A 24,846-nucleotide genomic window follows, 5' to 3' on the forward strand; every position below is an offset into this window, starting at 1 on the left:
AGACGCATATAGCGGTTGAAACGACGCAATAACACCAGATAGACGCAATAAAGCTGGCAAACGGCACAATATCCGTAAACATCAGCGCAATAAGCTCTTTAACTAACGCATAACTCTCATGAAAAAATACAATAACGATTTTAGGCTTCGTCAGTAATTACTTATTCATAAGACTTTTCATTTCTAAATACTTGTACAGCCTCATCTTCATTTAAAGCCATTAATTCCTCTTGAGTTAACTTTCCCTCGCCTCGTTCAATCACATACACATCTAATTCGCGCTTGCCCCATTTATTAAATACGTCATCAACTGAATCATAGTAAAGATCAATGATATGACCTTTGATGGCTGATCCTGTATCGGCAACTACCCCGTATCCATAACCAGGAATGTAGAGGATCGTTCCGATTGGAAAAACACTTGGATCTGCGGCAATCGTTGAATATAGGTCTCTATGAACCTCCACCCCTGAATATGTAATGCCATAACTCGGGTGTCCGGGGTTCTTGCCAGTTGATTCATACCCTGCCGTATATCCGGTTGCGACCACTCGTACACTTGGATAGCGCTCCCAGTCAACAGCTTCAAAAAGACTGACAGGTGAAGCCTCCACCTCTGTTGACATCGACTTTTCCTCAATCTGCATCGTTGGAATGGCTCGCTTAAAGAAAGCTGACGCCTTTTCCATATGCTGAACTGCCGTTCGTTTAAGTTCATCATTTGTATGAGCAGCTTGTTCGCCTACCCACCGGCCAAGCTCCTGTGCCCCTACTCCTGAAAATGTTTGAAAGGTTGTAAAAAATGCTGCTAAAAATAACGTTGTCATGACCAGCCTGCGGCCAGCTTGTTTCCACGTATTCATAATCTCCTCCTCTCTTTGAGTCATCTTGTCCCAAAGAGAGGCATTCTATTCATCTAGCCGTAAATTGTAAGAGTAGTGTAGTAAATTCCCTGCTTAGTCTTTCGTTTTAAAGTCGTCCATTTTAAAATGCTGAAGCTTAGCGTTAAGCTTCTTACTTACATCTGTAAGGTATTCTGCTGTGTTTGTAATTTCTTCAGTTGAGCGGAGCTGTTCATTTGTTGAAGCAGAGATTTCCTCGCTTCCGGCAGCTGTCTCCTCGGTAACAGCACTAATCTCTTCTACAATTTCAAGAACCTTACTTGCTTTTTGTTTCGTTTCATTGGTTGTGTGAACGAGTGAATGTAATTGGGCAGACATAGCACTAGCCGCTTTCTCAATATCTTGAAAGACGGCCGTTGTGGATTGTAAGACACTAGACTGCTCCGCTTGCAGATGTTCACCATTTTTCACTGCTTCATGCGCCGCACTCATTTGCTTGGTTAAGGCATTGGTCATCGTAAAAATCTTTTTTGTTGCTTCTCTTGACTGTTCTGCTAGCTTTCTCACCTCATCAGCTACTACCGCAAATCCCTTACCTGCTTCACCAGCTCTAGCTGCTTCAATGGCTGCATTTAAGGCGAGTAAATTTGTTTGATCTGATATGCCTGATACAAGCTCGGCCATTTCTTCAATGGAATGAATATGATCTGTTAACGAACCGACTGATGCGACCATCTGATTTGTCGCCTTTTTGTTTTCAGCTGAGATGCTCTCTTGTGCTTGTATCGCTTTTTCTCCATCTAGCACAGCAGCCGATACTTGCTCCCCAAACTCACTAGCTGCTTCGATTGCTTCCACATTTTTATCAAATGCTGCGTCCATTTCCTCAACAAAAACGACCGTGTCTTGAAGATTTTCAGATACTTTAGCCGCTCCGCTGGCCAGCTCCTCTGTTGAGATCATAACCTGCTGACTCGTTTCTACTAACTGCGTGGTATCTTGAGTGACTTTCCCGCTGTAGGACAGCACTTCATTGCTTGTAAGACGAATGGAGTGCAAAAGCTCCTTTAATTGTTCTACCATTTGAGAGAAAGATGTAGTTAAGCGTCCGATCTCATCATTGGTTTCTACTCGTTCAGGTTCGACCGTCAAATCACCTGATGCGACTTGTTCAGCTTGAATAGAGATCTTTTGCAGCGGAATCGTAATCGACCTTCTCGTCCAAAAGCTGATTACAAGAGATAAGGCAAACAATAATACTGCACTGATCATTGTCGTCCAAATTAATCTCTGCATAGCTGCTTCAGAGTCGCCCATCAGCTGATTATATTGATTAGTCGTTTGCACATTTAGTCGATGTAAATCATTTAACACCCCAAGGGCACGCACAGATTGACGCATAACCTCAGTCGCATTCCCAACTTCTAATGCTTCGGCTGCTGTCTGTGATAATTCCTCATACTTCCCACGAGCCGAATTAAAGATATCCTCACTTGGATCTCCCTTTAAAGCTGTCTCTAATGCATCAAACCGCTCACTCATGGTCTGTAAATGCAGGGTTGCTGCTTGTCTATTTTGCTCTGTTTGGCTGTATGCATAGTAATTTAAACTCTGCTGACCTGTCACGACTGATGCATCTAATCGTTGCACATCAATTAATACATGCGCATAATCACGATTTGTTGATTGAAGATTGATCATGCCGAGAACAATGTAGGCAATCAACAAAACAGAAAGCCCTAAAATAGAAACGACAGGTACTAGAAGCTTATGTTTAAGTTTCATTGTGCTCCCTCCCTCTTTTCTGAAATAACTACCTCACCATTAATGATTGCTTCGTTGATTTCTTCGATTTTACTTATATAGGCCTCCTCATTTACGATTCTAAACGGGGCTAAGCCAACACCTGCTTCCGCTAAACCGAAAACAACCTCCTCATCAAGATGTTGATCAGCATAAGCAACAACCGATTGATAGACTGCTTGATCTATGAATTTCATCATCGAAGTCATGACAGAATCCTCGGCTATCACGTATTGATCACTATCTACGCCGATACTTAATACTCCTCTTTCTTGGGCAGTTTGAAGGACACCGACCCCTGTTAAACCTGCAGCAGCATATAATACATCTGCGTCTTGATCGATCATGCGACTTGCAAGTGTGGTTCCTATCTCAGGTGCCCCGAAGTCATTTGCAAACTCAATCAACACCTCAATATCTTCTTGCACATAACGTGCACCTTGTTCGTACCCCGCAGCAAATTTATTAATAAGAGGGACATCTGCTCCACCGACAAAGCCAATCACCCCGCTTTCAGAAGCCATTGCTGCCGCTGCTCCTGCAAGAAAGCTTCCCTCATGTTCTTTAAAGGAAACAGATGCTATATTTTCTTTGTCTGACAGGTCATCAATTAAGAGAAAGTGCTGGTCTGGGTGTTTATCAGCTGTCTCTTCAAGTGCATCCTTCACCATAAAACCAAGGCCAATAATAAGATCAAAGTCCTCATTTACTAATTCTGTGAGACCTTGCTCATACGACCCAGCAGCCTCTAATTCCCGGTAATCAAACATGATGCCAAGCTCTTCCCGCGCTCTAATCAAGCCGTTAAAGGCAGCATCACTAAATGACTGATCTCCTAGTCCGACGTCTGACAACATTATTCCAACTCTCAACTCTGTTTCGACCTCTTCTTGCACCGCCTCATTTTGGCAGCCAACAAGAAGAAGCCCCGCTATAGCAAAAGCTGTGATTACTATCTTTTTAAAAAACATATAAAGCCCCCACTCTTAAGAAATCTAGGTTAAATTACCTACTCCTCTTTATATAACGGTTAAAATTCTCTTAAATTGAAGTCATTTAAAATATAGTCAATTTTCAGATATAATCACTTCAAAAAAAGCCCTCCTTTTTTCAAAGGAAGACTTCACTTTAGAACATTTGATAGCCACGTACACGAAGCATTTTTATCACAACACCTGCAATAATAGCTCCGGCAAATCCACTCACTAAAATTAAAATATCTACCAGCTTTAATGCGACAAATGTTTGACCAAGATCGGCAAATGAAGCAGCTGGTGATGTAAAGTAATCAAAGAAACCGACATTATCAATAATTAAAATAACGATAACCGGATAAGCAACAGCCATAATCCAGGTTGAACGTAAAACCATATTTAACAAGAAGCCGATCCCAAAAAATAAGATGAGGAACAGCACCATTGATATTAACAATTGTGGTAAGCTCACAACTTGCACCCCCGTATCATAGATAGTTTACTGAATACATGGCAGGTGCGTCAACTATCCATCGCTTATCTTTTGTGGCAATATCCGCACAACTATTCAAATAATACCTTACAGAAGTACACATACTTTTAATGAGTCATATATAAAGGATGTGTATAAGTGGAACTAACCAAAGAACTGTTCATTCTTATCATTCGTATCATCACGATTATTCCGTTGTTATTATTTATCACCTTAAAGATGGGCAGGCGTTCGATTGCAGAGCTGCCCGTATTTGATTTCCTCATCATTATCACACTTGGTGCTGTAGTTGGTGCAGACCTCGCTGACCCTGATATTGACCATCTGCATACCGCTGCTGCCGTCGTTTTCATTGGAATTTTTCAAATCATTGTTGCCACCCTTAAAATATCTAACCGAACGTTTGGAAAGATGCTCACCTTTGAACCAGCGGTAGTTATTTATAATGGCATTTTCTTAATCGAAAATTTAAAGCAGATCCGATATTCCATTGATAATGTGCTAATGATGCTGCGGGAAAATGATGTATTTGATGTAAGCGAGGTAGAGCTTGCAATTATTGAGGCAAACGGTACCTTAACCGTGCATAAAAAACCCGATAAAAAGCCTTTGACTCGTGCAGATGCTAATGTGGCTGCACCTCACTCAGAGCTTGCTCTTCCTGTCATTATTGATGGCTATTTGTATAAAGATGTCATTACTCATTTAGAAGTGAGTGAGGAATGGGTGTATCAACAATTAGAAGAGCTCGGAGTCCCTAGAATAGAGGATGTATTCTTTGCTTCTCTTAATAAAGATCATACATTCCATGTGTCTTTGCGGCAAAATCAGCTTTCTCTATTAAAAGAAGCACCTCTGCTTTATCATTAAAAAGAAGCAAACTGTTCAAAGGAACAGCCTGCTTCTTTACGTATTATTGCTTTTTATGACTCTTACCATGGCCTCCGCAATGCTCACATGTTTCACTGCCGCCTAGTAATAACTGAAAATAACCTACACCGTTGCAATATGGACATGTTCCGTTCTCTGTATACTTTAATGAGCGCTTCATTCTCTACACCCCTTTTATCTTTATAGATTGTTTAATTATATTATCAGAATATTTATATAATTAAAACTTCTTTTTAAGGACTTCCGCGCTCATGTAAGCGCAAACAAAAAATATTCTCTCTAGAATGCTTACGCTTAAATAGAATTACTCTCTTTTTCAAAAATAAAAAAACACAAGTGCGCACTTGGAGTGCACACTTGTGTTAAATAAATTGCTTCTTACAATGGGTTTTTCCCTTTTTTCAATACAAGACCAGGTCCGCCTAATAAGAATAGGTAGCGGTTATCAATCATCTTCTTTATGAAGTTAGCTTGAGCACCAAATAATTTACGAGTACCAACAACTCCGATTGCTTCCTTGCCGCCTAGAGATGCTACTGTACCTTTAATGTCTGGCTTGAATGTCTTCAGTGACGATCCGCCTTTCATTAACAGCTTAATGTTCTCTGCACATGTTTCAGCCATTTGCATAGCGATTTGAGCTGTTGGAGGGTAAGGACGGTTAATCTCTTCGTTAATGAGAAGAGCACAGTCACCAATGATAAATACATCATCATGACCAGGAGCACGAAGATCTGGCTCTACTTTAATGCGTCCGCGCATTGCTTCAAATCCAGACTTCTCGATCACAGAGCTTCCGCGTACACCTGTTGCCCATACAACTGTCTCAGCTTTGATTTCATCTCCACTAGCAAGCGTAACGCCAGTTTCTGTTACTTCTTTGATCGGGCAGTTAATTTTGAACTCTACTCCACGAGCTTCAAGAAGGTTCATTGCATACTCAACAAGCTCAGGGTCGAATCCTGGAAGCGCTGTTGGAGCTGCTTCAATCACGTACATTTTTACTTTTTCACGAGGAATGTCATAGTGTTTGCAAAGCTCTGGAACACGCTCTGAAAGCTCACCAATGAACTCGATTCCTGTGAATCCAGCACCAGCAACGATGAGCGTTAACAGCTCATCACGCTTCTCTGTCATGTTGTTATATCTAGCAAATTGATACTCAATATGCTCTTTTACTTCACGTGCGCCATTTACAGTCCATTTGCTGAATGCATGCTCGTGTACACCTGGTACGCCGAATGTTTCTGCTTCAGAACCGAGTCCAACTACAAGATAGTCATAGTCAAGTTCACCATTTTCAAGGATGACTTTTTTAACGTCTGTTTTGATTTCAACTACAGAGTCTTTTACAAACTTGATCTTGTTGAGATCTAGAACACTTTTGATCTCCATACGAGTACGTTCAGGAGAAAGTGTACCAGCAGCTGGCTCATGCAGCCATGTTGTTTGGTAATGATAATCGTGCTTGTTCACCAATGTAATATTGGCTTCGTTATGTCCTAGCTGCTTTGACAAACGAGTCGCTGTAATCATTCCGCCGTAACCAGCACCCAAAAGGACGATACTTGGCTTTTTCAAACTAATCACTTCCATTTTCTTATTTTTTACTTGCCTTTATTATACAATAAACGATGACATTGTGATTTATTTCACGAACTAATTTATAAAGAACGAATAATAAGTAAGATGAATGTCGCAAAATATTCACAAATACAATTCCTATCATATTGGTTTTCCCGCTAATTTTCAACTTCATTTTTACTTTTCTTTGTTTTTCCATATTACGAAGAAAGCGTTTTTGAATTTAAACATAAGATGTTCTAATCTAAGCAATTTATTCAAGCGGATTGTGCAATTGAATAATGTACGATTTAATTAAGAATGATAGGACCCGTCTTCTTTCTTTTTATAAGTGGATATGCATATAATGGGATTGTAGAGACAAACTTTTTCGGGGGTGGCAAGAAACGATGACAAACGAAGATCAAATGTATGACATTACAATTATTGGTGGTGGACCTACAGGGCTGTTTGCTGCTTTTTATGCTGGGATGAGACAAGCAAAAGTAAAAATCATTGAAAGCATGCCTCAATTAGGCGGTCAATTATCTGCCTTATATCCGGAAAAGTACATATATGACGTGGCCGGGTTTCCAAAAGTGAAGGCACAAGATCTTGTTGACGGCCTGGCAAAGCAGGCTGAGCAATTTAATCCGACTGTTGCACTTGAACAGTCTGTGACCCAGGTCGAGAAGCAAGAAGATGAGACATTTATGATCACAACGGATAAAGAAACACATTTTTCAAAAGCCATTATTATTACTGCAGGCGTAGGTGCCTTCCAGCCTCGTCGCCTTGAAGTGGACGGCGCAAAAGAATACGAAGGAAAGAACCTTCATTACTTCATTAACGATTTATCAAGCTTCACAGGTAAAAAGGTGCTCGTATGCGGCGGCGGTGATTCAGCTCTTGACTGGTCGCTTATGCTTGAGCCGCTTGCAAAAGAAGTCACATTAATTCACCGTCGGGATAAGTTCCGTGCTCATGAACATAGTGTCGAGCTTTTGCATCAATCAAAAGTAAATGTTATGACACCTTTTGAAATTAAAGAACTCCATGGAGATGGAGAAGCTATTAACCAAGTCACGCTTCAAGAAATCAAAGGTGACCGCAAAGAAACACTAGATGTAGACGCAGTGATCGTAAACTTTGGGTTTGTTTCTTCCTTAGGTCCAATTAAGCAGTGGGGCCTTGAGATCGAAAAGAATTCCATCGTCGTCAACTCTAAAATGGAAACGAATATTAAAGGAATTTATTCGGCTGGGGATGTTTGTACGTATGACGGCAAAGTTAAACTTATCGCCACAGGATTTGGAGAAGCACCGACAGCTGTTAATAATGCCAAAGCCTATATTGATCCTGATGCTAAATTACATCCAGGACATAGCACGAGCTTATTTTAATAAGAAAATGCCTTAGCGATATCCGCTAAGGCATTTTACATGTTAACAATCTTCTGGCGTTCCGGCATTGGTTGCTGTACGGAATGATGAACCACACCCGCAGTTTGCGATCGCATTAGGGTTATCAATAGTAAATCCGCCGCCCATCATGTTTTGTTTATAATCAATCACGACACCTTTAATAATTGGTGCACTTTCATTGTCGATTAATACAGGCAGCCCGCTGATTTCAAGCTTTGTGTCATCTTCAGTTTTTTCTGTATCAAAACCCATTCCATATGACAAGCCGCTGCAGCCTCCGCCTTTAACACCGACACGAAGCATAAGACCTTCTTGACCTTCTGCTTTCATCATTTCTTTAATCTGGCTTACTGCCGCTTCCGTTAATGTAATCATTTTATCACTCCTATTAACGATTGCTCTCAGTATACCTTTTGTTCTCTTGAACCTCAAGAGACATGCTCTCATCATCTGCTCAAAATTCGAACGCTTCCTTTAAAGGTTTATTTTTTCCTTGATTATTGTTATGCATCATAGCAAGGTTATGGGCCCGATCTAATTCCTGGCTATAATCTAGTACGAGTGGGTGAGACATACCATGTTTAGCTGCTGCATGTATCATTTTTTCACGTAAAGATTCAATTTTTTCAAGACAGGCATCATATGTTAATGCTGTAGTCATCGTCATTCACCCCTCTAATAGATGTATGTATAAATAAAGAACTTTAGTATAATATAGTAGTAAATCACAGTCGTCCGTACATCTAAATTTGTATATTACTTACATTTTAATTAATTACCGTAAGTAAATCAACTATGAAACAACTAAATATAGATGATTTTCATTGTTTTTTACAATTTCTACACTAGATATTCAATATCCTTCCTCTTTTCCAAAAACGTTCACTTTGTTTTCATTATCTTTATCTGATAGTATAATAGTGATTATCGTACAAACATTTTGCCACATACTTTTTATAAGGTTTGCTGCCTTTTACTTAGAGTTACGAAAAATAATATGTACCGAACGTCTCTTTAGACGGAATGGAGGATAAGGACATGACAACAATCCTTACAGATACAAAATTACAAGGAATTGCAGAGAAAGTTCAGCACGGCGAGCGATTATCGATTGAAGATGGCCTATATTTATATGATACGCCTGACCTTCTAGGGATCGCACAACTCGCTAATCAAGTAAACTACAAGAAAAACGGGGACAACGTTTATTTTATTCAGAATATGTACATCAACCCTACAAATGTATGTGAAGCAAATTGCGGGTTCTGTGGATTTAAGCGTAAGCCTGGTCAAGAGGGAGCCTATACGATGGACAGTGAAGCTCTTCTAAAATACGTAGAAGAGCGCTGGAATGATAACATCCGTGAATTCCATATTGTTGGGGGGCACAACCATGAAGTGCCGTTTGATTATTATCTTGATACAATCCGTACCTTAAAAAAACACTATCCTAATGTGACTGTAAAAGCTTATACAGGTGCTGAAATTGAGTTCTTCTCACGTATTTCAGGATTATCTATGAAAGAAGTGCTTGAAGAATTAATTAAAGCAGGTTTAGATACCCTTCCTGGCGGCGGAGCGGAGATTTTAACTGAGCGTTACCGCTTAAAAATGAGCCCTGATAAAGCTTCAACTGACCAATGGCTCGAAGCTCATGAAACAGCTCACAATCTTGGACTTAAAACACATGCTACTATGCTTTATGGTTCAATTGAATCGAAAGAAGAGCGTCTTATCCATATGGATCGTCTACGTCAGCTTCAAGACCGTACAAATGGATATATGGTATTTATCCCGCTTGCGATGCAGCCTCGCAGCGTAAATGCTGGTCTAAAACGCCGTACTTCTGCTTACGATGATATGAGAACTCTTGCGATCAGCAGGCTTATGTTAGATAACTTTGATCATATTAAAGCATACTGGATTAACATCGGTGTGCAGCTGACTCAAATGGCACTGACATTCGGCTCAAGTGATATTCACGGTACACTTATTGAGGAGCGTATCTCTCACTCTGTAGGAGCCCTCACTTCTCAAGGTATTACTCGTGATGAATTAATCCACTTAATTAAGAGTGCAAATAAAGTTCCAGTTGAACGTGACACCTTCTATAACGTTATCAAAACTTACTAAACATAAAGAAAGCCGTTCCTTTTATGGAACGGCTTTTTGTTAATTAAAAATTTGATTGATGGATTGTTTTAAAACGTCAGCAGACTTATTAAATTGCTTTTGTTCAGTCTCTGTTAAATTTAATTCTACCAGTTCTCTAATTCCGTTAGAGTTGATAATGGCTGGCACACCGATACACACATCTTTTTGTCCGTATTCACCATCAAGCAAAGCCGAGACCGGGAGCACTGCATTCTCATTTTTTATGATGGCTTTTGTGATTCTAGCAAGGCCCATCGCAATCCCATAATAGGTTGAGCCTTTCTTTTGAATAATATCATAGGCAGCATCCCGAACTCCGACAAATAACCGTTCAAGTTCTTCACTGTTGGGTTTATTAGGGTCTTGATAATCTTTGAGCGGCTTGCCGCCGATCGTAACGTGGCTGTATACAGGAAGAGAGGAATCTCCATGCTCTCCTAATATGTAGGCATGTACATTTCTAGCATCGACTTCAAATTTATCTGCCAATGCATAACGGAATCTCGCTGTATCTAGAACTGTTCCAGAGCCGATAATTCGGTGAGCTGGGAGACCCGAATACTTCCATGTGGCATAAGTAAGCACATCCACCGGGTTTGTCGCAATCAAAAAGATTCCTTTGAACCCTGATTTCATTACAGACTCTGTGATCACTTTAAAAATCTTAGCATTCTTTTCAAGCAGGTCTAATCTTGTTTCTCCAGGCCCTTGGTTAGCTCCAGCACAATTTACGACAAGATCAGCATCCTTGCAATCCTCGTAGGTTCCAGCCCATATATTCATTGGAGAGGAAAACGGCATGCCGTGAAGAAGATCAATCGCATCTCCTTCCGCTTTTCCGTGATTTAGATCGATGATTACTAAATCTCTGACAAATCCTTGATTTAGTAAAGCAAAGGCGTAACTTGCTCCAACAGAACCTGCCCCTATTAAAACTACCTTCATGCTTTTCAACTCATTAATCATGTCATACCTCCTCGTAAATCTCTCCTTAACTCCCCCTTAGTCTATGTTAAAAAATGTCTAAAATCTACCACTTCTTATAAATAGTTACGTCTAATTTGTGAAATTCTTCACAAATAAAATATAAAATAGAAGCTGGCTTTATACCAACTTCCTCGTACTAATATTTATCTTTATTTACGTTCAAATACACCTTCACAAATAACTTCAGCTGCACCGGTCATTAACACATCTCCTGACTCGGTCCATTCAATCTCAAGGTCTCCCCCGAGCAGGTGCACCGTTACAGATTCCCCTTTGTTAGAATGTCCATTCAGGATTGATGCAACGACTGCAGCACATGCTCCCGTCCCGCAAGCCTGCGTAATTCCTGAGCCTCTCTCCCACACGCGGAAATGAAGCTCTGACTCACTGACAACCTCTACAAATTCTACATTTATCCATTCCGGAAAACGCTCATCTTTTTCAATAATCGGTCCTAATGTATCTACTGGTGCTTGGTTAATATCTTCTACAAAAAACACTCCATGCGGATTCCCCATTGACACAGCTGTAAGCTCAAGCTTCGTTTCAGCGACTTCGAACGGCTCTGCTACTATTTTTTCCGTTGATGAACCAAGCATCGGAAGACTCTCTCTAGTTAGACGAGGCTTGCCCATATTGACCGTCACCGTATGAACGCGCTCTCCTTCTATATGGACTGTTGCCGTAACAAGCCCGCCTAATGTTTCAATTTGGAATGTTTGATCTTTAACATAACCATGTTCATAAGCAAATTTTGCTACACAGCGAAGGCCGTTACCACAGTTTTTTGCTTCTGACCCGTCATTATTAAATACTCTCATTTTCACAGGCGCAACGTCTGAAGGACATACCAGGATCATCCCGTCAGAACCAATTCCTTTATTTTTGTCAGCAACCTCTACAGCTAATGCGGCCAATTGCTCTTCTTCCAATGTTTCTTTAAATAAATCAACGTAAATATAGCTGTTTCCAAGGCCGTGCATTTTCGTGAATTTCATCTAGATCCCTCGCTCATTTTTTTTACTGGTTATTTTCTTAATGGCTCATCTGCCCAAAAATAATCGTCGTCTGCTTCTAATATTGTAATTTTACTACGGCAGCACGGCATAATTAAGATCGTTTTGACACCTTCTTTAGCTTGCTTATAATCACGAGGTTTCATATGGGTCAAGACTTGTTCTTCCTCACAAAACGGACAAGAACTCACATAAATATCCTCAAATTGCCGCTCATATGGCAATGTATGTTGAAAAGGTATCACATCCATATTCTACACCTACTCTCTTCAGTAAATTGCTGTTCGTTGTATAGGTTCAGCTCCAGACGTACAAAAGAAGCTTCTAGAATGTCTAGAAGCTGACTATTAAAACATAGGATTTTCCTCTAAATACGTGTAGATATTTTCTACAAGCTCTTCATTTGTTTCACCGGAAATATATTCTCCATTTACAAGCGCAAAAGGTGTGACAGCACAACTCCCGCAATTTCCTAGACATCCGTATTCAATAATATCTAGATTAGGGTCACGTTCTAGCTCTTCCATCGCCTTTTGAGTGCCGCTTGCAAGATTACTTAAACAAAATTCGATAATAGGACGCATCACTTTCACCTCAAATTTCTTGTCTATAATCCTACTCGGATGCGAACTATAAGTCAATGATATCTGATTATAATCTGTTTATAATATGAAGGAAGATTTTAACGCATCATTTTAATGCTTTTTATTTAATATTGTCTTCGTCTAAAAAAATTCACAAATTTGTTGTTATTTACTGTATAACTCGTTATAATCAAAACTGACCAGGGTCATTTTTAAGGAGCGACGACATGAGTGAGAGAGCAAAGAAAACACAAACGAAAAAGAGAATTGAACAAGCAGCCAGAGAACTATTTCTTGAAAAAGGTTTCTCTCATACGACTGTCTTAGAGATCACAAAGGCAGCTAATGTCGCAAAAGGTACGTTCTTTAATTATTTTCCTACTAAAGAATCCATTATGCAATCGCTTGCAACCGAACGGATACAAGCTGCGCTTCCATACATTGAACAGCCTAATCTGAGGACTCTTCCTCTCGGGGTACGTATTCGCTCTTATCTTCAATTTATTTTAAGTGATTATGACATTCACCCTGCATTAACCATTCAAATTTGGAAGCATGTGATCGAGGATGAACAACTGCTTCTCCCACATTGGGAAACCCTGTTATCTCAAGCAGAAGAAACAGGTTATATTCGTTCTTCTATTCCTATTAAAACGTGGTCGCACATTATAAACAGTCATGTTTCGTATGGTTTACAAACGTTTGCGAAAGAACCTACAAAAGCTCAGTTACTTTCTAAAATTATGGACCTGATCCATGCCAGTTTAGAATCTATTACAGAGCAAAGGAGATACTCACTTATGAAAAAACTTGTTGTTTTAGGTGCAGGATATGGCGGTATGCGTATTTTACAGCGCCTCTTACCGAATGATCTGCCAAATGACGTTGAGATTACACTGATTGACCGACTGCCTTATCACTGTCTGAAAACGGAATACTATGCTCTTGCAGCAGGAACAGCAGCAGATCATCATCTGCGCGTTCAATTTCCAGAAGACTCTCGTCTGAACATTAAATACGAAACGATTTCAGAAATCCATTTAAACGATAAAACCGTTGAATTAAGCAACGGGGAGTTTGTTCCTTATGACCAGTTAATTATCGGTCTTGGCTGTGAAGATAAATACCACGGCGTACCAGGCGCTAAGGAGCACACATACGGCATTCAAACGATGGAAGCAACAAGACGCACGTATGAAGCCCTCAACAATATCCGCCCGCAAGGTGTCGTATCAATTGTCGGCGCTGGCTTAAGCGGTGTAGAGCTTGCTAGTGAACTTCGTGAAAGCCGCCCTGATCTAACAATTAAATTATTTGACCGTGGCGAGATCATTCTATCTATGTTCCCTCGCCGCTTAAGTACGTATGTCCAAAATTGGTTTATTGACCATGGCGTAGAAGTGATTAATAAATCGAATATCACCAAAGTAGAAGAAGGCGCTCTATACAACCATGATGAGCGTGTTGACACCGATGCTGTCATTTGGACTGCCGGCATTCAGCCAGTAGAAGTTGTTCGCAACCTAGATGTTGAAAAAGATAAGCAAGGCCGTGTGGTATTAACTCCCCAGCACTTCCTTCCAACAGACGAAAATGTCTTTGTTGTAGGTGACTGTGCGAGCCTTCCGCATGCACCAAGCGCACAGCTTGCGGAAGGACAAGCAGAGCAAATTGTAACGATCTTAAAGAAGCAATGGAACAACGAACCGCTTCCTGAGGAACTCCCGCGCATCAAGTTAAAAGGAGTACTCGGATCACTAGGTAAAAAGCACGGCTTCGGACTAATGGGCGAACGCACCCTGCTAGGCCGAGTGCCACGCGTCCTAAAAAGCGGCGTCCTCTGGATGTACAAACACCACTCAGGGTCATAAGAAAAGCGGAAGGGTTCGTTTAGGTATGAGGAGGATGGAGCTTTGGCAATGAGAAGCGCTTTTTGCTTCGTTTGACAAAGTGAAGCCACCGATTACCTGAACCCTGAAGCTAGACAGGAAAAGCGGAGGCGAGTGGGCTGGCTTGCGGAAATATGAGGGGCAGCGATATGAAGTCGCTCTTTGACTTCATTCGATGCACCGTTATTTCCCGCAAGGCAACGAGCCGGAGCTAGACAAGAAAAGCGGAAGGGTTCGTTTTGGTATGAGGAGGATGGAGCTTTGGCAATGAGAAGCGCTTTTTGCTTCGTTTGACAAAGTGAAGCCACCGATTACCTGAACCCTGAAGCTAGCCAATAAGAAAAGCTGTCCCATTTATGCGGACAGCTTTTTCCTGTTTAGCAAGTGACGCATATACTCTTTGAAATAAATCAATTTCTTTAAACTTAGACGCATAAAAAGGTTGAAAAGACGCAATTAGCTTGGATTGGCGCAATTAAGCAGACTAGCGACGCAATAACATTTTGCACCCGCGCAATCAGGTTTTCAACCGACGCATAAACGTCTTGAAACGGCGCAATTAAACACCAAGACACGGACCACCCTTAGCGACTCGCTTCAATCTTCTCATAGATAGTCTTCAAACGCGGATTCCCTTCCCCTACTACTTCATCGTTAAATACAATAAGCGGATAAAAATATTCATCCTCTAAAATAGCATTAACGTAAGACTGATGCTCTTCACCGTAGATTCCGTGGATATCTACGTAGTCCACTTTCACATTCTCCTGTTCATACTTTCTTGACAGAGCCGCTTCTAGCCACTCTTTGGTCTCATATGCAGTGGGTAAATTAATGCAGCTGGCACATTTCTCTTCTGCTCCGTACACGACAAGTCTAATTTCGCTCATAACAGCACCCCTCTTCGTTTACCTATCCTAACCATATCTGTACTTTTAGCATATAGGAAACGATAGCGAAAGATCAATCTCTTACTTTAAGGAATGGCCTCCATCGGCAATCAAGTTATGGCCGATCACATAGGAAGCATCTTCTGAGGCAAGAAAATAAATAATGGAGGCAATCTCATCTGGAGCTGCCCCATACCCTCTTGGGTGCTTTTCGCTAACCTTTTTAAATGAGCATTTTCCTCCATACAGCCAATGAGCGAGCGGGGTATCTACAAGTCCAGGTGATATGGTATTAATTCTTATTCCCTGCTTAGCGTAGCGGGCGGCTAATGATTTTGTTAACGAAATGAGGGCCGCTTTTGATGAATTATAAGCAGCTAGTGCAGGGGGATATGTAGTAGATCCCATAGCAGAAGCTACATTAATAATCGCTGCTCCTGTTTTTCGATCCATCTGTTTCAACCCATGTTTCATCATCAAAAAAGCAGCTTTCACGTTTGTGTTAAACAACTCGTCCCATTCATCTTCCTGGATTTTCTCAATCATTCCTGCAGCTGGCTGAACCACTCCTGCATTGTTAACGAGCACATCAATCGATCGAAATGTCATAGAAAGCTCTGCGTACAATCTCTCCACTTCATTTTCACACCTAATATCGGCTTGAAAAAAATCGACATGTCCCTTGTACTCACATCGATCAATTTCACTAATAAAGAACGAGCCTTTTTCATGAGATTTACTGACAGCAATCACATGATCTCCTTCTTTAGCAAAGCGATGAACGGCTGCTTTTCCGATTCCAGAGGTAGCTCCTGTTATTAACACCGCTCTCATCATCATCCCCTCCACAATATATATACTTTAATTATACATATCTTATACAAAATATGCATGTTTTTCTTCGAAAAGGTTCGGGTGCGCATTTTAAAAAATATTCAGCCCATATTTAAATGATCATGGCAGATTCATGGATTTTTTTCGTGCTGGCTATTATAATATAGATAGAAAGGGGTTGTTAATAATGGCAACAAGTACTGAAATGGTTGAGCAAGTACAGGAAGTATTAGATAAGCTTCGTCCTTTCTTGCTTCGTGATGGCGGGGACGTTGAACTTGTAGAAGTTGAAGATGGTATCGTTAAAGTTCGTCTTCTTGGTGCATGCGGTTCTTGCCCAAGTTCAACAATTACGCTAAAAGCAGGAATTGAACGCGCTCTTCTTGAAGAAGTTCCTGGCGTAAAAGAAATCGAGCAAGTATTTTAATGTAAGCTATTCGTATTGAGTAAGATCGATACTGCTTCATAATAAAAAGCCCGCAGCTGCGGGCTTTTTTCTTTTACATAAAATAATCATCGTAAGAGGCTTCGGCTTCTTCATAGGAAGAAAAAATAGCATCGTCTTCTTCAATGGGATGGTAATAATCAAATAAGACAAGAGAGATCTGGCCTGGATTCATTGGATCTAGGGCAATTGTTGCCTCTTGAATAGAGGAGACAGTCGGCGTGTGAGGATTCCTATAGATCACATATACCGACTGCCCCTCATGTAATTGATTCATATCAAGCATAGCGGACACTCCTTTTCATGGCTGATGATTATGGTTTGCCCGACTATGCTTGAACTATTCATATGAAAATGTTTAGGCTGGAACTTAGATTAAGCTTCTCGTAAATAGCTCGGAACCTTGACACAGACCCCGTGCTTCGCAGGGGCTAAAACATCAATTTCAAAGTCTGGGAAACGTTTCGAGAGTACTTCTTTCACTGCTTCCCCGCGATTTAGAGGGGCTAAGCAGAAAATTGTTGGACCAGCACCGCTTAATGCTGCACCATATGCATCCGTATCCTCGCGCACGACATCAATCACATCTTGCAGGTGCGGGACCAGCTCTCCTCGGTATGGATGATGAAAGATGTCTGCACTCATCATCTCTCCAGCTAAGCTGAAATTGCCCTGAAGAAGCGCAGCTACTAACACATTAGCTACCCCGCTCCCTCTGACAGCTTTTTTGTACGGAAGGGATTCAGGCAGCACCCCACGAGCTTTTTTCGTTAACAGCTCGTGCTTTGGAATGACAACGACTAGATCAACTTCAGGCACTCCTCCATACAGAACATGCGTCGCTTCCTCTGTGTGAGTGCCGATAACAAGTCCTCCATATACAGAGGCTGCTACATTATCAGGGTGACCCTCCCAAAGACTCGACAGGCGCACTTTCTCTTCAGGAGATAGAATATTATTCATTTGTTGATTAGCAAGCTCTATTCCAGCTACAATCGCAGCAGCACTGCTTCCTAGACCTCTTGTTAACGGAATATCGCTTGTCATCTCGACTTCACAAGGGGTGAGCATATAGCCGTATGTATCAGCTACGTGTTTTGCCACTTTGTAAATAAGGTTCTCTTCATCAGTTGGAACGCCTTTGAGATCCGGTGATTCAGAATAAAACGACCAAGCATCTGCGGGTTTTGCGACTAACGTTAAATATCGATCAACCGCAAGTCCTACAGAATCAAATCCAGGTCCTAGGTTTGCCGTGCTGCCAGGAACCGTAATCATAAAAGGTTCAACGCTCACAGCTTAACCCCTCCTTTAATATGAGATAAGAATGCATCCTTTTCATTAGGAAGAACCGTTGGTTTAACAGCTACTGTATCCATTGCTGTGCTTGGATCTTTTAAGCCGTTTCCTGTTAACACACATACAATCTTTGAGCCTTTCTTTAATTCACCTGAAGCAAGCTGCTTTTTCACACCTGCTAATGAAGCGCAAGATGCCGGTTCAGCAAATACCCCTTCACGCTTAGCAAGAAGCTGATACGCCTCTAAAATTTCTTCATCTGTTACGTAATCAATGGCTCCATTTGAATCATTAGCTGCAGTTACCGCTTGAGACCAGCTGGCAGGATTTCCGATACGGATAGCTGTAGCAACTGTTTCAGGCTCTTCAATTACTTCATCACGAACAATCGCGGCTGCTCCCTCTGCCTCAAACCCACGCATTTCAGGAAGGCCCGTACCTTTCTTTTCGTGGTATTCGTTAAACCCTTTCCAGTACGCTGTAATATTTCCGGCATTTCCTACTGGGATTGCAAGTACATCCGGCGCTTGCCCAAGTGCATCACACACTTCAAATGCAGCCGTTTTCTGCCCTTCAATTCGATAAGGGTTTACCGAGTTCACTAACGTAATCGGCTCCGTTTCACTGATCGCACGAACAATTTCAAGCGCATGATCAAAGTTTCCTTTAATCTCGATGACTTCAGCTCCGTACATGACAGCTTGTGCTAATTTACCAAGAGCGATTTTTCCTTCAGGAATAACGACAATACATCTCATGCCAAGACGCGCACCGTAAGCCGCAGCCGCTGCTGACGTATTTCCTGTTGAAGCACAAATAATTGTGTCACTGCCTTCTTCCTTTGCTTTCGCAACAGCCATGACCATTCCGCGATCTTTAAAAGAACCAGTCGGGTTTGCCCCTTCTACCTTAACGTATAGCTCCACTCCCCATTCCTTTGACAGATTTTCAAGAGGGATCAAAGGAGTATTTCCTTCTTTTAACGTTAACATTGGTGTTTTATCATTTACCGGTAAAAACTCTTTATATTCATGAAGTAACCCATTCCATTTGCTCATTATTTATTGTCCTCCCTCAACACGGTAGCTGCTCTCTACGTTTTCTACAACCTCAAGCGCTTGTAAACGTTCATATAGTTTCTGATAATTCTCTTTGCTTGTATGATGCGTAATCACAATAACTTCAGCTTCTTCTCCTCCATCTAGCGGAAGCTGCAGAAGCTTCTCAAAGCTGACTTCATATTCTGCAAATAAAGAAGTAATAGCAGAGAATGTTCCTGCTTTATCTGTTACTCTCATTCGTAAGAAATACTTAGAATCAATTTCCTTATCTTCTTTAAGTACCTTCTCATGAAGCGGCGCATGAACGGTATGACCATTCACTCCTAAGCGCATGTTCTTCATCACAGTCACTAAATCTGAAACCACTGCTGTTGCTGTCGGCAGCGAGCCAGCACCTGGGCCATAAAACATTGTCTCTCCAACTGCTTCTCCGTACACATAAACAGCATTGTATTCATTATTTACTGCAGCTAGCGGATGGTCATTTGGGAGAAGTGTCGGCCCTACACTTACTTCAATTCGGTCATCATCACGCTTAGCGATACCGATTAATTTCATTGTATAACCAAGCTGTTCACAGTAATGAAGGTCGCGATCCGTGACTTGTGAAATCCCTTTGACTGAAACATCATCAAGACTAACATCCATCGAGAACCCTAAAGTAGAAAGAATTGCCATCTTTCTTGCAGCATCTAACCCTTCCACATCAGAAGTCGGATCACTTTCTGCAAAACCTAATTCCTGTGCTTGAGCTAACACATCTAAGTATTGGCTTCCTTCTTGCGACATCTTCGTTAAAATATAGTTTGTTGTTCCATTCACAATCCCCATCATCTTTGTAATCCGATCAGCCGCTAACCCGTCAGCTAAACTTCTCAAAATAGGAATTCCTCCAGCTACACTTGCCTCATAAAACAGGTCACAGCCGTTTTCTGAAGCGAGATGCAAAAGCTCTGCTCCGTACAATGCCATTAAATCTTTATTTGCAGTTACGACATGCTTTTTATTTTTCAGGGCATTGGCAAGATGTTCTTTCGTATCTTCCACACCGCCCATCACTTCAATCACCACATCAATCTCTGGGTCGCAGCATACTTCCGCAGGGTCTGTTGTCAGCCAGTTTTCCTCAACTTCAACTCCACGTTTCTTATCTGTATCACGAACAAGCACCTTGGCCACATTTACAGCGCATCCTACTTGATGCTTTAATTCCTGCTGGTGCTGTTTAATAATCGAAATAACCCCTGTTCCTACCGTTCCAAGTCCTAATAACCCTACATTGATGCCTTGTTTCATTTCTGCTCCACTCCAATCCAAACTATACGATCTGTTTCTCTGTTTTGTTCCTCTAAAAAGAACATTTGTATTTGTATAAAGGACATTATAAGATGAATTTCCATTTAAAACAAGGGGTATTTTGTAAATGTTCAAACAATTTCAATATATCATACCACATTATCCATTTATCGCCCTCAATTAAATACACGCACTAAAAAAACCGCCTATAAAAAGGCGGCTTCCTTTGCATTTGACTATAACCATTCTACATTTGGAGTTCTTGAGGAGGTTTTAGGAATCCGTATCATCTCTGAAAATTGCTTTAAAAATTGTTCGTTTTCTCCTTCTTGTTCAATTAAGGAGAAAAACACCTGACCATGCTCTTGTTTATCCTCATTTATTTGGGCCCGGTAGTAGTTCTCAATCGACTCAAAATAATGTACAGGGAAAAGCAGCCGAGCATAGGTTAATCTCCAAGCATACGTGCTTAAAGGTTCATATTGCTCATAGCCTTCAATAAATGAATGCACATCTTCCCAATTATTATTACGGCTTAGCGCCTGATCGTAGCGCTTTTGCCTAATCCACTCTGCGATATCTCGGCAAGGATGATCATATACAAATTCTGTCGGTCGTTTTATGATCCCGCCTCGTGTAGATGTCACAAGCCATGTTTGATCTGTAAATCGTCTATGACATACCGTCCCTTGCTCCTTGTCATGAGTAGGATCATCAAGCCTTGCATCGACCGCATATTGAATCGCATTTTCTGTAAGACCCATATAATATGGGTAAGAGTACAAAAAAGCCTCATCAACATAGGATCTTGGCTGCTCATAACCAATCTGTTGATACCAGCCCTCAAGCTGCTCAAGTCTCTTCTCCCATAACTTATGCCACTGTCCAAAATAGTCATGCGATTTCCTCGTTTGAGGCATTTGCTTTCCGTAATAGTGAATGGTAGCTAAGTGACCGCCAATGTCATAACTAGATTCTAAGTGAAGGCCTCCATTTCGCTCAGGTTCAGGCATTTCAAATAAATAAACTTCCTGCCCGTCAATCAGTCCGACATTGCCGTTTGATTTCGTTTTTTGCAAAGTGAGCATAGAAGCATCACCAATCGAACGGTAATATTCAGCATAATCAAGCATTTCTTGTTCTTTTGAAGCACAATCTTCTTTTGGAAAGAATACATACGACTTCCCGCCGGCTTCAAATCCTTCAAAGTCTCCTAAAGCAAAACGCGAGTCACAATAAAGCCCGTACTGATCATATACATTGCGCTCAAACACACTTTTCCCCTCCTTGCCATACACACCTTTTATCTAGTCTATGACCCATCTGCATAAAATGTGTTCAACTCCCGTAGACTAGTAATAATCATTTTGTCTCCACACCAAGTGTTGATAAGGTGAACCGAACGCTGGAGGGGATTTTATGTCTGAGAAAAAACCACAACCTATTGATGAAGTTGAAAAAAGAGCTCGTGAAGCACTTGAAGAGCGCGGCGTAACGATTAACGACATTGCCGATCTTGTCTATTTTCTTCAGGAAAAATACCATCCCAATTTAGAGATGGATGACTGCATTCATAACGTCAATCGAGTGATCCGCAAACGCGAAATTCAAAATGCGATATTAACAGGAATTCAATTAGATGTATTAACAGAGCAAAAAAAGCTCGAAGAACCGCTTCAAGGGATTATTGCAAGAGATGAAGGGTTATATGGGGTCGATGAAATTATTGCATTGTCTATCGTAAATGTGTACGGCTCAATCGGCTTTACAAATTATGGCTATATTGATAAACAAAAACCTGGGATTTTAAAGAAATTAAATGACAAGTCAAGTGGGGAGTGTCACACGTTTTTAGATGATATTGTAGGTGCGATTGCAGCAGCTGCTTCAAGCCGCCTCGCTCACCGTGCTGCAAATGTAGAGTAAGGTGTTAAGGGATGGATTAAAATATGCTTCCTAGTTTACTACATCCGATCAACATACCCTAGATTCGGCTGCCACTTAAGTGATTAGTCGGATCTATTACATATGCCTAAAAAAGATCCAAGCTTGTAAGATACTTTTTTTGTTCCATCGCCTAAAGACCCGCTCTCCTTACATAGTTGTTGCCGTCCGGAAATTTCCTCATCGCCACGCTCTAGCAGGATTCCTACTAGCCACGTACACAATGTAAAATCCCCCATGCCATAAGTGTTGATCTCCGCTGCAGGCGCACGCTTTCCGCGGGCGGCCCGGGAGCCTCCTCGTCGTTACACTCCTGTGGGGTCTCCCCTGGCCACGCACATCCCGCAGGAGTCTCGTATCTTCCGCTCCAATCAACGGAGCGAGTAGGTTGTTAGAGGTTCCTCATATTGAAAGTAATTGGTTTCGATTCGACTGATCCAAAACGAAATAATGCCACTAAACCTGTTTCAACGACCGTACTTAGCTGATGAAATATGCGTAGACTCCTGTGTGGACTAGAGCAGGGGTGAGATCCCGCAGGGCTTTAGCCCGAGGAAGCTCACCAGCTCCACACGGAAAGCGAAGCATATTTCAGCAGCGACGCCTATGCTATAACTAATGTTTAATGTATTTTAAGATAAAGAATCTTTGAAGCCATAACTAAATCACTCCACATATTAATTAGAAAATGCACTAACCCAGCGGATGAATATGCGAGACTTCTGCGGGGACTAGAGCAGGGCTGAGATCCCACAGGGCAAAAGCCCGAGGAAGCTCACCAGCTCCCCGCGAAAAGCGAAGTATATTTCAGGAGCGGCGAGCTTACACAAGCCTAAGGTAATATTCTTGGGCTAGGACACAAAAAGGCTCATGCACACGCATGAACCTCTTAAACAAACGTTTAATTAAACTGCCATTCAGACAAAGATGGTAATACATAGGTTGGCTTATCATCCACATCTTTTAAGTGGTCCTCATTGCTCACTCCCGTTAATACCATTAATGTATCAACATCGGCATTGATTCCCGCTAAGATATCTGTGTCATAATTATCACCAATCATCAGTGCCTCTTCTTTTTTAACCCCTATCTTCTCAAGTGCCTGTTCGATCATGATCGGCTCAGGCTTTCCAATAAAGGTCGGTTTCACTCCAGTAGAAGTCGTAATCACTGATATAAGTGAGCCGGCACCAGGCATTAGTCCTTTTTCAGTCGGTAGGGCACGATCGCCATTTGTTGCAATAAACGCAGCACCACTTCGAACAGCCAGTGCTGCTTTTGCTAACTTTTCATATGTAATTTCTCGATCTAATCCCATCACAACATAATCTGGGTCCACATCAACCAATTCATGTCCCTCATCAAGTAGACTTTGCTTTAGTCCATTTTCTCCTACCATTAAAACTTTTGCATTCGGCTTAAGGTCTTTAATCACACCCGCTGCAGCCATACTTGTCGTGAAAATATGTTCACTTGTCGCAGGAACCCCCATATTCTGTAATATCCCTGCTGCTTCTCTTGGAGTTTTGGTAGAATTGTTTGTCACAAATAAATAAGGATACCCCATTTGTTCTATTCTTTTCACAAAATCAATAGCTTCAGGAATCGGTTCAGTGCCTCGGTACATTGTTCCGTCTAAATCAATTAGAAATCCTTTATATGCTTTCATTTTCTACTCCTTATAAGAAACAACCACCTTTAGGCAAGGTGGCTGTCGTGTTATTTTTTACTTTTCTCTTTTAAAACATATACACAGCCCGCCGTATCCATCTTAGCCATGCACTCTTCCCTTTCGATCTCATCCGTATCAAGCAGAGACTTAAACAGTTTCTGTTCACACGTACACGCAACAGGATAAGCCGTTGCGACTTGCGCGATCGGGCAGTTGTATTCTACAAACCGATATGTTCCATCATCCTGCTTCTCAACCTCAACCATATACCCGCTCTCATTTTGAATACGAGCAAGTGTCTCAACACGCTCTTCAAAACTGCCTGTTACAGCAGTGCTGTATTTATCAAGCAGTCGTTCGCGGCGCTGTTCAAATAACTTTTCAATCATTTCCGTACCACTTAATTGTTCGAGGTCTTGTAAAAATTCAAGCGAGAGATTGCCGTAATTCCTTGGGAAGCTCTCTTCTCCTTTAAGGGTTAAAGAATATTTATGTGTAGGGCGGCCCATCGGCTGTCTTTCAAGCCTCGATTCGATCAGCCCTTCTTTTTCTAATCCTTGTAGGTGTCTGCGCACCGCCATCTCTGTAATTTCTAATTGCTCAGCTATTTCTGAGACGGTCAGCTGCTGGCTTTTTTTTAACATCACTAAGATGACTTGCCTTGTGGAGTTGGTATTATTATTCACGACCATCACCATCCTTCACCTCATTGTAAGCGATGTGTGGTCAATTGTAAATTTATGTGTCAATTTAAAACTATTCTTACATTGACCTTGAACACTTAC

The 24,846-nt window shown here is 41.4% G+C and carries 27 protein-coding genes and 1 pseudogene; 7 read left to right on the forward strand and 21 right to left on the reverse strand.

Translation table 11 applies throughout. The annotated features are described in order from the left end of the window. Positions 1–161: 161 nt before the first annotated feature. The 4 genes from BPOF4_RS16200 to BPOF4_RS16215 form a co-directional block, all read right to left on the reverse strand. On the reverse strand, positions 162–863 hold the full coding sequence (locus tag BPOF4_RS16200; RefSeq protein WP_012960293.1) for a 3D domain-containing protein: 702 nt from the start codon (positions 861–863) through the stop codon (positions 162–164). A 93-nt stretch (positions 864–956) separates the two neighbouring features. After that, positions 957–2,627, reverse strand: coding sequence for a methyl-accepting chemotaxis protein (locus tag BPOF4_RS16205; protein WP_012960294.1), 1,671 nt, complete (start codon positions 2,625–2,627; stop codon positions 957–959). Then, positions 2,624–3,616 (reverse strand): BMP family lipoprotein, encoded by a 993-nt coding sequence (locus tag BPOF4_RS16210; protein ID WP_012960295.1) that lies wholly within the window; start codon positions 3,614–3,616, stop codon positions 2,624–2,626. The genes BPOF4_RS16205 and BPOF4_RS16210 overlap by 4 nt, the downstream gene beginning before the upstream one ends. Positions 3,617–3,773: 157 nt before the next feature. Next, positions 3,774–4,091: a YuiB family protein gene (locus BPOF4_RS16215; protein WP_012960296.1), complete on the reverse strand. Its 318-nt coding sequence runs from the start codon at positions 4,089–4,091 to the stop codon at positions 3,774–3,776. Between the two features lie 159 nt (positions 4,092–4,250). Between BPOF4_RS16215 and BPOF4_RS16220 the strand changes: the two genes are divergently transcribed. After that, positions 4,251–4,982, forward strand: coding sequence for a DUF421 domain-containing protein (locus tag BPOF4_RS16220; RefSeq protein ID WP_012960297.1), 732 nt, complete (start codon positions 4,251–4,253; stop codon positions 4,980–4,982). Between the two features lie 43 nt (positions 4,983–5,025). On the opposite strand, the gene BPOF4_RS22285 is transcribed toward BPOF4_RS16220, so the two are convergent. Further along, on the reverse strand, positions 5,026–5,163 hold the full coding sequence (locus BPOF4_RS22285) for a YuiA family protein (protein ID WP_012960298.1): 138 nt from the start codon (positions 5,161–5,163) through the stop codon (positions 5,026–5,028). Between the two features lie 218 nt (positions 5,164–5,381). Continuing rightward, positions 5,382–6,599, reverse strand: coding sequence for an NAD(P)/FAD-dependent oxidoreductase (locus BPOF4_RS16230; RefSeq protein WP_012960299.1), 1,218 nt, complete (start codon positions 6,597–6,599; stop codon positions 5,382–5,384). A 377-nt stretch (positions 6,600–6,976) separates the two neighbouring features. Here BPOF4_RS16230 and BPOF4_RS16235 point away from each other — a divergent pair, with 377 nt between their 5' ends. Then, the gene (locus BPOF4_RS16235; protein WP_012960300.1) at positions 6,977–7,969 is read left to right on the forward strand and encodes an NAD(P)/FAD-dependent oxidoreductase; all 993 of its coding nucleotides are present in this window, start codon (positions 6,977–6,979) and stop codon (positions 7,967–7,969) included. A gap of 42 nt (positions 7,970–8,011) precedes the next feature. Here the strand turns inward: BPOF4_RS16235 and BPOF4_RS16240 are convergent, their stop codons facing one another. Together BPOF4_RS16240 and BPOF4_RS16245 are read right to left on the reverse strand one after the other, a co-directional pair. Next, complete coding sequence (locus BPOF4_RS16240) at positions 8,012–8,365, reverse strand: HesB/IscA family protein (RefSeq protein ID WP_012960301.1); 354 nt, start codon at positions 8,363–8,365, stop codon at positions 8,012–8,014. A 79-nt stretch (positions 8,366–8,444) separates the two neighbouring features. Then, positions 8,445–8,651, reverse strand: a complete 207-nt coding sequence (locus tag BPOF4_RS16245; protein WP_012960302.1) for an aspartyl-phosphate phosphatase Spo0E family protein — start codon at positions 8,649–8,651, stop codon at positions 8,445–8,447. Positions 8,652–9,028: 377 nt separating this feature from the next. Here BPOF4_RS16245 and mqnE point away from each other — a divergent pair, with 377 nt between their 5' ends. After that, a complete protein-coding gene (gene mqnE / locus BPOF4_RS16250; protein ID WP_012960303.1) occupies positions 9,029–10,123 on the forward strand; it encodes an aminofutalosine synthase MqnE in 1,095 nt (364 codons plus the stop codon). A gap of 39 nt (positions 10,124–10,162) precedes the next feature. On the opposite strand, the gene BPOF4_RS16255 is transcribed toward mqnE, so the two are convergent. The 4 genes from BPOF4_RS16255 to BPOF4_RS16270 form a co-directional block, all read right to left on the reverse strand. Continuing rightward, positions 10,163–11,110: an L-lactate dehydrogenase gene (locus BPOF4_RS16255; protein WP_012960304.1), complete on the reverse strand. Its 948-nt coding sequence runs from the start codon at positions 11,108–11,110 to the stop codon at positions 10,163–10,165. A 170-nt stretch (positions 11,111–11,280) separates the two neighbouring features. Next, positions 11,281–12,129 (reverse strand): diaminopimelate epimerase, encoded by an 849-nt coding sequence (dapF, locus tag BPOF4_RS16260; RefSeq protein WP_012960305.1) that lies wholly within the window; start codon positions 12,127–12,129, stop codon positions 11,281–11,283. A 29-nt stretch (positions 12,130–12,158) separates the two neighbouring features. After that, positions 12,159–12,398 carry a hypothetical protein gene (locus BPOF4_RS16265; RefSeq protein ID WP_012960306.1) on the reverse strand — a complete coding sequence of 80 codons (240 nt, stop codon included), beginning with the start codon at positions 12,396–12,398 and terminating at the stop codon, positions 12,159–12,161. A 96-nt stretch (positions 12,399–12,494) separates the two neighbouring features. Continuing rightward, a complete protein-coding gene (locus tag BPOF4_RS16270; RefSeq protein ID WP_012960307.1) occupies positions 12,495–12,731 on the reverse strand; it encodes a YuzB family protein in 237 nt (78 codons plus the stop codon). A gap of 227 nt (positions 12,732–12,958) precedes the next feature. On the opposite strand from BPOF4_RS16270, the pseudogene BPOF4_RS22955 reads away from it, so the two are divergent. Continuing rightward, positions 12,959–13,120 (forward strand): annotated as a pseudogene (locus BPOF4_RS22955) (TetR/AcrR family transcriptional regulator); the annotation flags it as partial. A gap of 411 nt (positions 13,121–13,531) precedes the next feature. Then, positions 13,532–14,602: an NAD(P)/FAD-dependent oxidoreductase gene (locus tag BPOF4_RS16275; RefSeq protein WP_012960308.1), complete on the forward strand. Its 1,071-nt coding sequence runs from the start codon at positions 13,532–13,534 to the stop codon at positions 14,600–14,602. Between the two features lie 602 nt (positions 14,603–15,204). Here the strand turns inward: BPOF4_RS16275 and BPOF4_RS16280 are convergent. Next, a complete protein-coding gene (locus BPOF4_RS16280) occupies positions 15,205–15,510 on the reverse strand; it encodes a YuzD family protein (RefSeq protein WP_012960309.1) in 306 nt (101 codons plus the stop codon). A gap of 81 nt (positions 15,511–15,591) precedes the next feature. Then, a complete protein-coding gene (locus BPOF4_RS16285; protein ID WP_041822506.1) occupies positions 15,592–16,350 on the reverse strand; it encodes an SDR family NAD(P)-dependent oxidoreductase in 759 nt (252 codons plus the stop codon). A gap of 127 nt (positions 16,351–16,477) precedes the next feature. Here BPOF4_RS16285 and BPOF4_RS16290 point away from each other — a divergent pair, with 127 nt between their 5' ends. Further along, positions 16,478–16,771 (forward strand): NifU family protein, encoded by a 294-nt coding sequence (locus BPOF4_RS16290; protein ID WP_411809986.1) that lies wholly within the window; start codon positions 16,478–16,480, stop codon positions 16,769–16,771. Between the two features lie 73 nt (positions 16,772–16,844). Here the strand turns inward: BPOF4_RS16290 and BPOF4_RS16295 are convergent, their stop codons facing one another. The 5 genes from BPOF4_RS16295 to yutH form a co-directional block, all read right to left on the reverse strand. Then, positions 16,845–17,075 carry a transcriptional regulator SplA domain-containing protein gene (locus tag BPOF4_RS16295; protein WP_012960312.1) on the reverse strand — a complete coding sequence of 77 codons (231 nt, stop codon included), beginning with the start codon at positions 17,073–17,075 and terminating at the stop codon, positions 16,845–16,847. Between the two features lie 89 nt (positions 17,076–17,164). Continuing rightward, entirely contained in the window at positions 17,165–18,085 is a 921-nt protein-coding gene (gene thrB, locus BPOF4_RS16300; RefSeq protein WP_012960313.1) for a homoserine kinase, read from the reverse strand. Next, positions 18,082–19,146, reverse strand: a complete 1,065-nt coding sequence (gene thrC, locus BPOF4_RS16305; protein WP_012960314.1) for a threonine synthase — start codon at positions 19,144–19,146, stop codon at positions 18,082–18,084. Before thrC ends, thrB begins: the two co-directional genes overlap by 4 nt. 3 nt (positions 19,147–19,149) lie before the next feature. Next, complete coding sequence (locus tag BPOF4_RS16310; RefSeq protein ID WP_012960315.1) at positions 19,150–20,445, reverse strand: homoserine dehydrogenase; 1,296 nt, start codon at positions 20,443–20,445, stop codon at positions 19,150–19,152. A gap of 236 nt (positions 20,446–20,681) precedes the next feature. Further along, complete coding sequence (gene yutH, locus BPOF4_RS16315; protein ID WP_012960316.1) at positions 20,682–21,719, reverse strand: spore coat putative kinase YutH; 1,038 nt, start codon at positions 21,717–21,719, stop codon at positions 20,682–20,684. Between the two features lie 145 nt (positions 21,720–21,864). Between yutH and BPOF4_RS16320 the strand changes: the two genes are divergently transcribed. Further along, complete coding sequence (locus tag BPOF4_RS16320; RefSeq protein ID WP_012960317.1) at positions 21,865–22,371, forward strand: phosphatidylglycerophosphatase A family protein; 507 nt, start codon at positions 21,865–21,867, stop codon at positions 22,369–22,371. 919 nt (positions 22,372–23,290) lie between these two features. Here the strand turns inward: BPOF4_RS16320 and BPOF4_RS16325 are convergent. Continuing rightward, positions 23,291–24,058 carry a TIGR01457 family HAD-type hydrolase gene (locus BPOF4_RS16325; protein WP_012960319.1) on the reverse strand — a complete coding sequence of 256 codons (768 nt, stop codon included), beginning with the start codon at positions 24,056–24,058 and terminating at the stop codon, positions 23,291–23,293. A 50-nt stretch (positions 24,059–24,108) separates the two neighbouring features. Continuing rightward, positions 24,109–24,759, reverse strand: a complete 651-nt coding sequence (locus BPOF4_RS16330; RefSeq protein WP_012960320.1) for a helix-turn-helix transcriptional regulator — start codon at positions 24,757–24,759, stop codon at positions 24,109–24,111. Positions 24,760–24,846 lie beyond the last annotated feature (87 nt).

The organism is Alkalihalophilus pseudofirmus OF4 (genome assembly GCF_000005825.2).
GTDB lineage: Bacteria > Bacillota > Bacilli > Bacillales > Bacillaceae_D > Alkalihalophilus > Alkalihalophilus pseudofirmus.

Excerpts from the sequence above, each read along its gene's own strand:
- BPOF4_RS16240 (WP_012960301.1), bottom strand. The coding sequence starts at position 8,365 with ATGATTACATTAACGGAAGCGGCAGTAAGCCAGATTAAAGAAATGATG.
- BPOF4_RS16330 (WP_012960320.1), bottom strand. The coding sequence starts at position 24,759 with ATGGTGATGGTCGTGAATAATAATACCAACTCCACAAGGCAAGTCATC.
- BPOF4_RS16275 (WP_012960308.1), top strand. The coding sequence starts at position 13,532 with ATGAAAAAACTTGTTGTTTTAGGTGCAGGATATGGCGGTATGCGTATT.
- BPOF4_RS16270 (WP_012960307.1), bottom strand. The coding sequence starts at position 12,731 with ATGCGTCCTATTATCGAATTTTGTTTAAGTAATCTTGCAAGCGGCACT.
- BPOF4_RS16265 (WP_012960306.1), bottom strand. The coding sequence starts at position 12,398 with ATGGATGTGATACCTTTTCAACATACATTGCCATATGAGCGGCAATTT.
- BPOF4_RS16320 (WP_012960317.1), top strand. The coding sequence starts at position 21,865 with ATGTCTGAGAAAAAACCACAACCTATTGATGAAGTTGAAAAAAGAGCT.
- BPOF4_RS16280 (WP_012960309.1), bottom strand. The coding sequence starts at position 15,510 with ATGAGCGAAATTAGACTTGTCGTGTACGGAGCAGAAGAGAAATGTGCC.
- dapF (WP_012960305.1), bottom strand. The coding sequence starts at position 12,129 with ATGAAATTCACGAAAATGCACGGCCTTGGAAACAGCTATATTTACGTT.
- thrC (WP_012960314.1), bottom strand. The coding sequence starts at position 19,146 with ATGAGCAAATGGAATGGGTTACTTCATGAATATAAAGAGTTTTTACCG.
- BPOF4_RS16310 (WP_012960315.1), bottom strand. The coding sequence starts at position 20,445 with ATGAAACAAGGCATCAATGTAGGGTTATTAGGACTTGGAACGGTAGGA.
- BPOF4_RS16290 (WP_411809986.1), top strand. The coding sequence starts at position 16,478 with ATGGATTTTTTTCGTGCTGGCTATTATAATATAGATAGAAAGGGGTTG.
- BPOF4_RS16325 (WP_012960319.1), bottom strand. The coding sequence starts at position 24,058 with ATGAAAGCATATAAAGGATTTCTAATTGATTTAGACGGAACAATGTAC.
- mqnE (WP_012960303.1), top strand. The coding sequence starts at position 9,029 with ATGACAACAATCCTTACAGATACAAAATTACAAGGAATTGCAGAGAAA.
- BPOF4_RS16245 (WP_012960302.1), bottom strand. The coding sequence starts at position 8,651 with ATGACTACAGCATTAACATATGATGCCTGTCTTGAAAAAATTGAATCT.
- BPOF4_RS16230 (WP_012960299.1), bottom strand. The coding sequence starts at position 6,599 with ATGGAAGTGATTAGTTTGAAAAAGCCAAGTATCGTCCTTTTGGGTGCT.
- BPOF4_RS16285 (WP_041822506.1), bottom strand. The coding sequence starts at position 16,350 with ATGATGATGAGAGCGGTGTTAATAACAGGAGCTACCTCTGGAATCGGA.
- BPOF4_RS16295 (WP_012960312.1), bottom strand. The coding sequence starts at position 17,075 with ATGCTTGATATGAATCAATTACATGAGGGGCAGTCGGTATATGTGATC.
- BPOF4_RS16255 (WP_012960304.1), bottom strand. The coding sequence starts at position 11,110 with ATGATTAATGAGTTGAAAAGCATGAAGGTAGTTTTAATAGGGGCAGGT.
- BPOF4_RS16205 (WP_012960294.1), bottom strand. The coding sequence starts at position 2,627 with ATGAAACTTAAACATAAGCTTCTAGTACCTGTCGTTTCTATTTTAGGG.
- BPOF4_RS16210 (WP_012960295.1), bottom strand. The coding sequence starts at position 3,616 with ATGTTTTTTAAAAAGATAGTAATCACAGCTTTTGCTATAGCGGGGCTT.
- BPOF4_RS16235 (WP_012960300.1), top strand. The coding sequence starts at position 6,977 with ATGACAAACGAAGATCAAATGTATGACATTACAATTATTGGTGGTGGA.
- BPOF4_RS22285 (WP_012960298.1), bottom strand. The coding sequence starts at position 5,163 with ATGAAGCGCTCATTAAAGTATACAGAGAACGGAACATGTCCATATTGC.
- BPOF4_RS16200 (WP_012960293.1), bottom strand. The coding sequence starts at position 863 with ATGAATACGTGGAAACAAGCTGGCCGCAGGCTGGTCATGACAACGTTA.